This is a genomic window from Streptomyces sp. PA03-1a (assembly GCF_033792805.1).
Classification (GTDB): Bacteria; Actinomycetota; Actinomycetes; order Streptomycetales; family Streptomycetaceae; genus Actinacidiphila.
The window spans coordinates 1-6,674 of record NZ_JARAVO010000357.1 but is presented as its reverse complement, the minus strand read 5'-3'; the positions used below and the strand labels follow the sequence as shown (position 1 = coordinate 6,674).

Sequence of the window (6,674 nt, the reverse complement as noted above, 5' to 3'; positions counted from 1 at the left end):
TACGGGGGGAGGCCGGGGTACGCGGCGGGACGGGCGTGCCCGCCGCCGTCCGCCGCTCGGTCTGCTGGTCCGCGTACGCCTGCGCCCGCGGGCCCGTGGGGCGCTCGGCGCGCGGACCGGACGCCCTCGGCACGATGTCGCGCCGGCCCGGCGCCGCGCCGAGGCCGCGGGCCTCACGGGCGGCGATCTCGGCCAGCCGCTCGGAGAGTTGGACCGTGCTGGGCCGCTGCTCCGGGTCCTTGGCGAGGCAGGCGTACACCAGCGGGGCCAGTGAGTCCGGCACACCGGTGAGGTCCGGCTCCTCGTGGACGACCCGGTAGAGCATGACCTCCGAACTGCCCTGCCCGAACGGCGAGTCGCCCATCGCCGCGTACGCCAGCGTCGCGCCGAAGGCGAAGACGTCGGTGGCCGGGGTGACCGCCGCCCCGCGGACCTGCTCCGGCGCGAGGAACCCGGGGGACCCGACGGCGGTGCCCACGTGGGTGAGGGTGCTGGCGCCGGTGGACCAGGCGATGCCGAAGTCGATGATCCGGGGGCCTTTGGGCGACAGCAGGATGTTGGAGGGCTTCAGGTCCCGGTGGACGACCCCGGCCTCGTGGACGGCGACCAGCCCCTCCGCCAGCGCGGCGCCGATGGACGCGGTCTCGGCGGCCGGGAGCATGCCGTCCCGGGCGACCTTGTCGTGCAGGGAGGGCCCGGGAACGTACTGCGTGGCGAACCACGGGCGGTCCGCCTCCAGATCGGCGGCGACCAGCCGGGCCGTGCAGCCGCCGCGGATGCGTCTCGCCGCGGACACCTCGCGCGCGAAGCGGGAGCGGAACTCCTGGTCCTCGGCCAGCTCGGGGCGGATCACCTTCAGCGCGACCCGCTGGCCGCGCTTGTCGGCGCCCAGGTAGACGACGCCCATGCCGCCCGCGCCCAGCCTCCGGTGCAGGCGGAACGAGCCGACGACACGCGGGTCCTCGCGCCGGAGCCGCATCATCGCCATGTCGTCCATCCCCGCTGCCTGCCTGGCCAGTCTGACGCCGACAGCTTACGGACTGACCGCCCGTCGCGCCGCGAGGCCGCGCCCGCGCGGGGCGGCGGATTGTCAGTGCCGGATGGGATCCTTGAAGGGTGGGGAAAATTCCGGCCGCTGACGGCCAGGAATTTCGTCATGCCGTCAACAGTCCGTCGGACAAGGGGGATTGACGCCATGAAGGGTGACCGCGTGGAGATAGTCGTCGACGCGGGCGACACGACAAGGACGTACGAAGTGGTCGCCACCAGGGCGGGCCGCAGGGTCGAAACGGCGGTCCGCCGAGGGGTGGTGGAAGTGAGCGAAGTCACCCGGTCCGGCTCCGTGGTGCGCACCGCGCGCTTCATGGCCACCCGGGTCCTCGCCCTGGTCGAGCAGCCCATGCCGACCGGCGACGCGGAGGACGAGGAACGGGGCTGACGGTCCCCGTCCGCGCCCGCCCGGGAGATCCCCTCGGGGATGTCCCGGGGGTGCGGCCGGGTCCCTCCACCCAGGGGAGTACGCGACCGGACCCGGAGTCATCCTCGGGGAGGCCAGGGAAGCGGTACGAGGGCATGACGACCGGCGCCGGCGCCGCGCCTAATGTTGAGGTCAAGCGGCGGGCGGAGCACTCGTCCCCCGAGGTCAAACGCCCGCCGCCCTGACAACTGTGCATGATCACGGACCACGACCGGGAGAGGGCCATGGCGAACACGGTGAGCCGTACGGTGCGGCCGGCGCGCGGCAGCAGGATCGCCGCCTTCGGCATACGCCCGTCGGGCACCCGGCATCCGCTGGTGGCGGTGGCGATGGTGCTGCCGCTCGCGGTGCTGCTCGCGGTGGCCTTCGGGGGCTGGGACGCAGTGGTCACACAGGCGTCGTCCGTAGCTGGTCTGATGGGGCGCTGACAGACGCCCCGCGGCCCCGGAAGAGCGGTCCGGGTCCGCGAGGACCGGTGAACCAACCCCGTGGGGACGGGGGTACGGCGGACGGCATGAATGCCCGGGTACCGTGGCGGTACCCGGGCATCACACCCGGCATTGCCAGTGGGCGGCGCGCTGCCGCACAGTGGGCCGGTGACACGGGGCATGGGGGAGCAAGTGACCAGCAGCGGAGCACCGCTGACGCACGCCTTGGGGGCGGTCGCGGCAGCGGCCTCGCGGGTACCCGCCCAGGCGCGGCCCGCCGTGCTCGCCGAACGGCCCGACGCCACCGTCGTCCGCGGCGGCCGCCTCGTCGCCAAGGCCCACGCCCCGGGCACCGATCCGCAAGAGCTCGACCTGCGGCTGCGCGTGGCCGCCCATCCTCTGCTCGACGGCGTCCTGCTGCCCCCGGCGCCGCTGCCCGACCACGGCGGCGCGTTGAGCGCCGTGCTCCTCGGCCGCACCGTGAGCCTGTGGCCCCTCGGCGAGCCGGTCGACCGCGACGACCCGGACTCCGCACCCTGGGCGGAGGCCGGCACGCTCCTGGCCCGTCTGCACACCGTGCCGGTGGCCGCGCTGCCCGGCCCGCGGCCGCAGATGCGCGGCCCCGTCAGGGCGGCCGGCGCGGTCGCGAGGATGCGCGCCGCCGGCGCCGGCGACCCGGCGGTGCTCGCCGCCTGGCGCGGCCTGCCGCCCTGGGCGCGCGGCGAGGCCCCGCAGCCGCGGCAGGTGCTGTGCCACGGCGACCTGCACATGGGCCAACTGGTGCGCCACCCGGCGCCCGACGGGCCGTGGTGCCTCATCGACGTGGACGACCTCGGGCTCGGCGAGCCCGCCTGGGACCTGGCCCGGCCGGCGATGTGGTTCGCCGCCGGGCTGCTCGACCCCGCCGACTGGGGCCGCTTCCTCGGCGCGTACCGCGCCGGCGGCGGCCCCGCCGTTCCCGCGGACGGCGACCCGTGGCCGCATCTCGACGTGGCGGCACGGGCGTTGGCGGTCCAGACCGCGGCGACAGCCGTCGCCAAGGCCGCGCAGGAGGGCCGCGCACTCGACGGGACGGAACGTACCGTCCTCGATACGTGCCGCCGAATCGCGGAAGTAAAGTGCAGTCCTACGCCGGGGGAGGACCCCCGGCCGGCGCGAACGAGGAGATGAGCCGACGATGCTCTGTCCCAAGTGTCATGGCCCGATGCAGACGTTCACCCGCAGCGGCGTCCAGATCGAGCAGTGCGGCAACTGCCGGGGGATCTTCCTGGACTACGGGGAGCTCGAGGCGCTGACCCGCATGGAGTCGCAGTACGCCCAGCCCGCCCCGCCGCCGCCCGGTTACCCGCAGGCGTACCCGCAGCAGCACGCCGCCCCGGCCTGGGGTGCCCCGCACGGCGGGCACCACGGGGGCCACCACGGCCACCACAAGCAGCAGAGCTGGGCGCACATGCTCTTCTCGTCATGACACGACCGAGGGCCGGAGCGAACGCTCCGGCCCTCGGCTGCTGGTGGACGATACTGGGATTGAACCAGTGACCTCTTCCGTGTCAGGGAAGCGCTCTCCCGCTGAGCTAATCGTCCTCGGTACTGCGGGTGGTGCAGCGTGCGCGATACTGGGATTGAACCAGTGACCTCTTCCGTGTCAGGGAAGCGCTCTCCCGCTGAGCTAATCGCGCTCGGGTCCCCCGTGCCGAAGCGTCGGGGAAGGCCCTCCCGGGCCCAGTGGACGATACTGGGATTGAACCAGTGACCTCTTCCGTGTCAGGGAAGCGCTCTCCCGCTGAGCTAATCGTCCTCAGAGGTGGAGACGGGATTTGAACCCGTGTAGACGGCTTTGCAGGCCGTTGCCTCGCCTCTCGGCCACTCCACCAGCGCGGGGGCGGTGACCCCCACTTCGAGCGGACGACGAGATTCGAACTCGCGACCCTCACCTTGGCAAGGTGATGCTCTACCAACTGAGCCACGTCCGCAGTGTCTCCCCCGGAGCTCGCACCCGGGCGGGACCTCCGCCGATGCGCTTGCGCGTCCCGGCGACGAGTTGAACTCTAGCGGATTACGGCTCCGCCACCAAAACGCGTTTCCGCAGCGTGCCGGGTCGGTGACCAGCGCATCTCGTTCGTCGGCGCCGACTTAGACTCGCACTCGCCCCACCGGACCGACCTGGGAAGCCCCGTGCCCGACCTCGAGCCCCTCGCCAGATTCGGCGGCCTCGTCGCCTCCGACCTGCGGGATGTCACCACCGACCCGGCCGCGCTGGACTCCTCCGGCTTCTGGGCGGTGGTCGCCGGCTTCGAGGGCGACATGGTCTGCGCGCGCTTCGGGAACGTCCGGCCGGAACCCGCCGCGGCCGCCCCCCGCCGGCTCTGGAAGGGCCCCGCCCGCGGCGACTGGACGTCCTCACTGGACCGCGCCGGGTACACCGCCGGAGTGCGCCGCGTCCGCGAGTACATCGCGGCCGGCGAGGTCTACCAGGCCAACCTCTGCCGGGTGCTCACCGCGCCGCTGCCCGAGCCGGACGCCGACGTCGACGCCCTCGCGGCCGTCCTCGCCCGCGGCAACCCCGCCCCGCACGCGGGAACGGTCCGGCTGCCCGCGCACGGCATAGAGGTGGCCAGCGCCTCCCCCGAACTCTTCCTGCGCCGCCGCGGCGAGGTGGTCGAGTCCGGACCCATCAAGGGCACCGGCCGCACCGAGGCCGACCTGCTGCCCAAGGACCACGCCGAGAACGTCATGATCGTCGACCTGGTCCGCAACGACCTCGGGCAGGTCTGCGCCACCGGCACGGTCACCGTCCCCGACCTCTGCGTCGTGGAGAAGCACCCCGGCCTGGTCCACCTCGTCTCCACCGTGCGCGGCGAACTGCGCGAGGGTGCCGGCTGGGCCGCGCTGCTGGACGCCGCGTTCCCGCCGGGCTCCGTCACCGGCGCCCCCAAGTCCAGCGCCCTGCGCATCATCGCCGAACTGGAGACCGCCCCCCGCGGCCCCTACTGCGGCGGCATCGGATGGGTCGACGCCGACCGCGGCACCGGCGAGCTCGCCGTGGGCATCCGCACCTTCTGGATCGACCGCGCCGCCCCCGGCGGCCCCGTGCTGCGCTTCGGCACCGGTGCCGGGATCACCTGGGGCTCCGATCCCGAGCGGGAGTGGGACGAGACGGAACTGAAGGCCTCCCGGCTGCTGGCAGTAGCGTCGGGTACGTACGACTCGAACGAAGGCGAACGGAACCATGGGGCAGAGTGACACCGTGAGCACGACCACCGCCGGCGCGATCTGGGTCAACGGCGCGCTGCGCGAGACCGACGAGGCGTCCGTGTCCGTCATGGACCACGGCCTGACCGTCGGGGACGGCGTCTTCGAGACGCTCAAGGCCACCGGCGGCACCGCCTTCGCGATGGACCGCCACCTGCGCCGGCTGGCCCGCTCCGCGCGCGGCCTCGGCCTGCCCGAGCCCGACCTGGACGAGGTGCGCCACGCCTGCGAGGCCGTCCTCGCCGCCAACCCGGCGCCCCACGGCCGGCTCCGCGTCACCTACACCGGCGGCACCTCGCCGCTCGGCTCCGAGCGCGGAACCACGGGCCCCACCCTGGTCGTCGCCCTCGGCACCGCGACCGTCCGCCCCGACACGACGGCCGTCGTCACCGTCCCCTGGACCCGCAACGAGAAGGGTGCCCTCGCGGGGCTCAAGACGACCTCCTACGGGGAGAACGTCGTGGCCCTGGCCCGCGCCCACCAGCACGGCGCCTCCGAGGCGCTCTTCGCCAACACGCAGGGACGCCTCTGCGAGGGCACCGGCTCCAACGTCTTCGTCGTCCTCGGGGGCAAGCTGCTCACCCCGCCGCTCGCCTCCGGGTGCCTCGCCGGGATCACCCGCGAGCTCGTCATCGAGTGGGCCGGCGCCGAAGAGGCCGACCTGCCCTTCGAGGCCCTCGCCGAGGCGGAGGAGATCTTCGTGACCTCCTCGCTCCGCGACGTCCAGGGCGTCCACCGGGTCGACGACCGCGAGCTGGCCACCGGGGCCCGCCCCGGCCCGGTCACGGCCAAGGCGATGCGGGTCTTCGCGGAGCGGTCCGTGGAGCACCCGAACCCCTGAGCCGGGGCGGTCCCGGGTGGTTGAACCCGTGACGTAACCGCGGCGACCCGGTAGAACTCCACACCATGACCACCACCCTGCGCCCGGCCGAGCCCGAACAGCGCTGGCGCGGCGGAGTACGCGCCCGCCGCTTCCACGTCTGTGTCAACGGGCGCCCGGTGGGGGAGACCACCCTGTGCACCGACGCCCGGTTCGGGCCCGAGGTCGGACGCATCGCCGCACTGCGGATCGACCCCGACCAGCAGCACCGCGGCCGCGGCACGGTCGCGGCCCTCGCCGCGGAGGAGGTCCTGCGGGGATGGGGCTGCCGCCGCATCGAGGTCTCGGTGCGGACGGAGGACGCGGCCGCGCTCCGGCTCGCGGGCGTGCTGGGGTACGTCGTCCGCAACCGGAACATGCTCAAGGCGCTGCCCGACGCGCCGCCCGCGCTGCCCGACGGCAGCGTCGTGCGGCCCATGACGGAGGCGGAGTACCCGGCGTGGGCGGCCCGCAGGCGGGACGAGTACGTCCGGTCCTGGACGCGGCGCGGCGTGCCCGAGGAGCAGGCCCGCGCCAAGGCCGAGGCGGACGACCTGGCCGCCCTCCCCGAGGGGCTCGGGACGCCCGGCGCCGTGCTGAGGGTGCTGGAGGTCGGCGGAGCCGGGGAGGCCGGGCAGGTGGTGGGGGAGCTGTGGGT

General features: G+C 74.1%; 8 protein-coding genes and 5 tRNA genes. 7 read left to right on the top strand and 6 right to left on the bottom strand.

Annotated elements, in window-relative coordinates; all coding sequences use genetic code 11:
* A partial coding sequence (locus tag PV341_RS42740) for a serine/threonine-protein kinase (protein ID WP_500360684.1) occupies positions 1-997 on the bottom strand: 997 nt, incomplete at its 3' end.
* A 198-nt stretch (positions 998-1,195) separates the two neighbouring features.
* Here PV341_RS42740 and PV341_RS42735 point away from each other — a divergent pair.
* From PV341_RS42735 to PV341_RS42720, 4 genes are all read left to right on the top strand, one after another.
* Positions 1,196-1,438: a DUF8836 family protein gene (locus tag PV341_RS42735; RefSeq protein WP_499510833.1), complete on the top strand. Its 243-nt coding sequence runs from the start codon at positions 1,196-1,198 to the stop codon at positions 1,436-1,438.
* Between the two features lie 263 nt (positions 1,439-1,701).
* The gene (locus PV341_RS42730; protein WP_018564248.1) at positions 1,702-1,905 is read left to right on the top strand and encodes a hypothetical protein; all 204 of its coding nucleotides are present in this window, start codon (positions 1,702-1,704) and stop codon (positions 1,903-1,905) included.
* 192 nt (positions 1,906-2,097) lie between these two features.
* Positions 2,098-3,075: a phosphotransferase enzyme family protein gene (locus PV341_RS42725; RefSeq protein ID WP_500360683.1), complete on the top strand. Its 978-nt coding sequence runs from the start codon at positions 2,098-2,100 to the stop codon at positions 3,073-3,075.
* Between the two features lie 7 nt (positions 3,076-3,082).
* Positions 3,083-3,373, top strand: coding sequence for a TFIIB-type zinc ribbon-containing protein (locus PV341_RS42720; protein WP_499510831.1), 291 nt, complete (start codon positions 3,083-3,085; stop codon positions 3,371-3,373).
* Between the two features lie 41 nt (positions 3,374-3,414).
* Here the strand turns inward: PV341_RS42720 and PV341_RS42715 are convergent.
* From PV341_RS42715 to PV341_RS42695, 5 genes are all read right to left on the bottom strand, one after another.
* A tRNA-Val gene (locus PV341_RS42715) sits at positions 3,415-3,489 on the bottom strand.
* A gap of 23 nt (positions 3,490-3,512) precedes the next feature.
* Positions 3,513-3,584 (bottom strand) — tRNA-Val (locus PV341_RS42710).
* A gap of 47 nt (positions 3,585-3,631) precedes the next feature.
* A tRNA-Val gene (locus PV341_RS42705) sits at positions 3,632-3,703 on the bottom strand.
* Positions 3,704-3,707: 4 nt separating this feature from the next.
* Positions 3,708-3,778 (bottom strand) — tRNA-Cys (locus PV341_RS42700).
* Between the two features lie 27 nt (positions 3,779-3,805).
* Positions 3,806-3,878, bottom strand: a tRNA-Gly gene (locus PV341_RS42695).
* A gap of 202 nt (positions 3,879-4,080) precedes the next feature.
* Here PV341_RS42695 and PV341_RS42690 point away from each other — a divergent pair.
* The 3 genes from PV341_RS42690 to PV341_RS42680 form a co-directional block, all read left to right on the top strand.
* Positions 4,081-5,148 carry a chorismate-binding protein gene (locus tag PV341_RS42690; protein ID WP_500360682.1) on the top strand — a complete coding sequence of 356 codons (1,068 nt, stop codon included), beginning with the start codon at positions 4,081-4,083 and terminating at the stop codon, positions 5,146-5,148.
* Complete coding sequence (locus tag PV341_RS42685) at positions 5,135-5,998, top strand: aminotransferase class IV (protein ID WP_500324478.1); 864 nt, start codon at positions 5,135-5,137, stop codon at positions 5,996-5,998. Before PV341_RS42690 ends, PV341_RS42685 begins: the two co-directional genes overlap by 14 nt.
* A gap of 65 nt (positions 5,999-6,063) precedes the next feature.
* Positions 6,064-6,674 (top strand): GNAT family N-acetyltransferase (locus tag PV341_RS42680; protein ID WP_500360680.1); only part of this gene is annotated, 611 nt, incomplete at its 3' end.

Excerpts from the sequence above, each read along its gene's own strand:
- PV341_RS42735 (WP_499510833.1), top strand. The coding sequence starts at position 1,196 with ATGAAGGGTGACCGCGTGGAGATAGTCGTCGACGCGGGCGACACGACA.
- PV341_RS42730 (WP_018564248.1), top strand. The coding sequence starts at position 1,702 with ATGGCGAACACGGTGAGCCGTACGGTGCGGCCGGCGCGCGGCAGCAGG.
- PV341_RS42720 (WP_499510831.1), top strand. The coding sequence starts at position 3,083 with ATGCTCTGTCCCAAGTGTCATGGCCCGATGCAGACGTTCACCCGCAGC.
- PV341_RS42685 (WP_500324478.1), top strand. The coding sequence starts at position 5,135 with ATGGGGCAGAGTGACACCGTGAGCACGACCACCGCCGGCGCGATCTGG.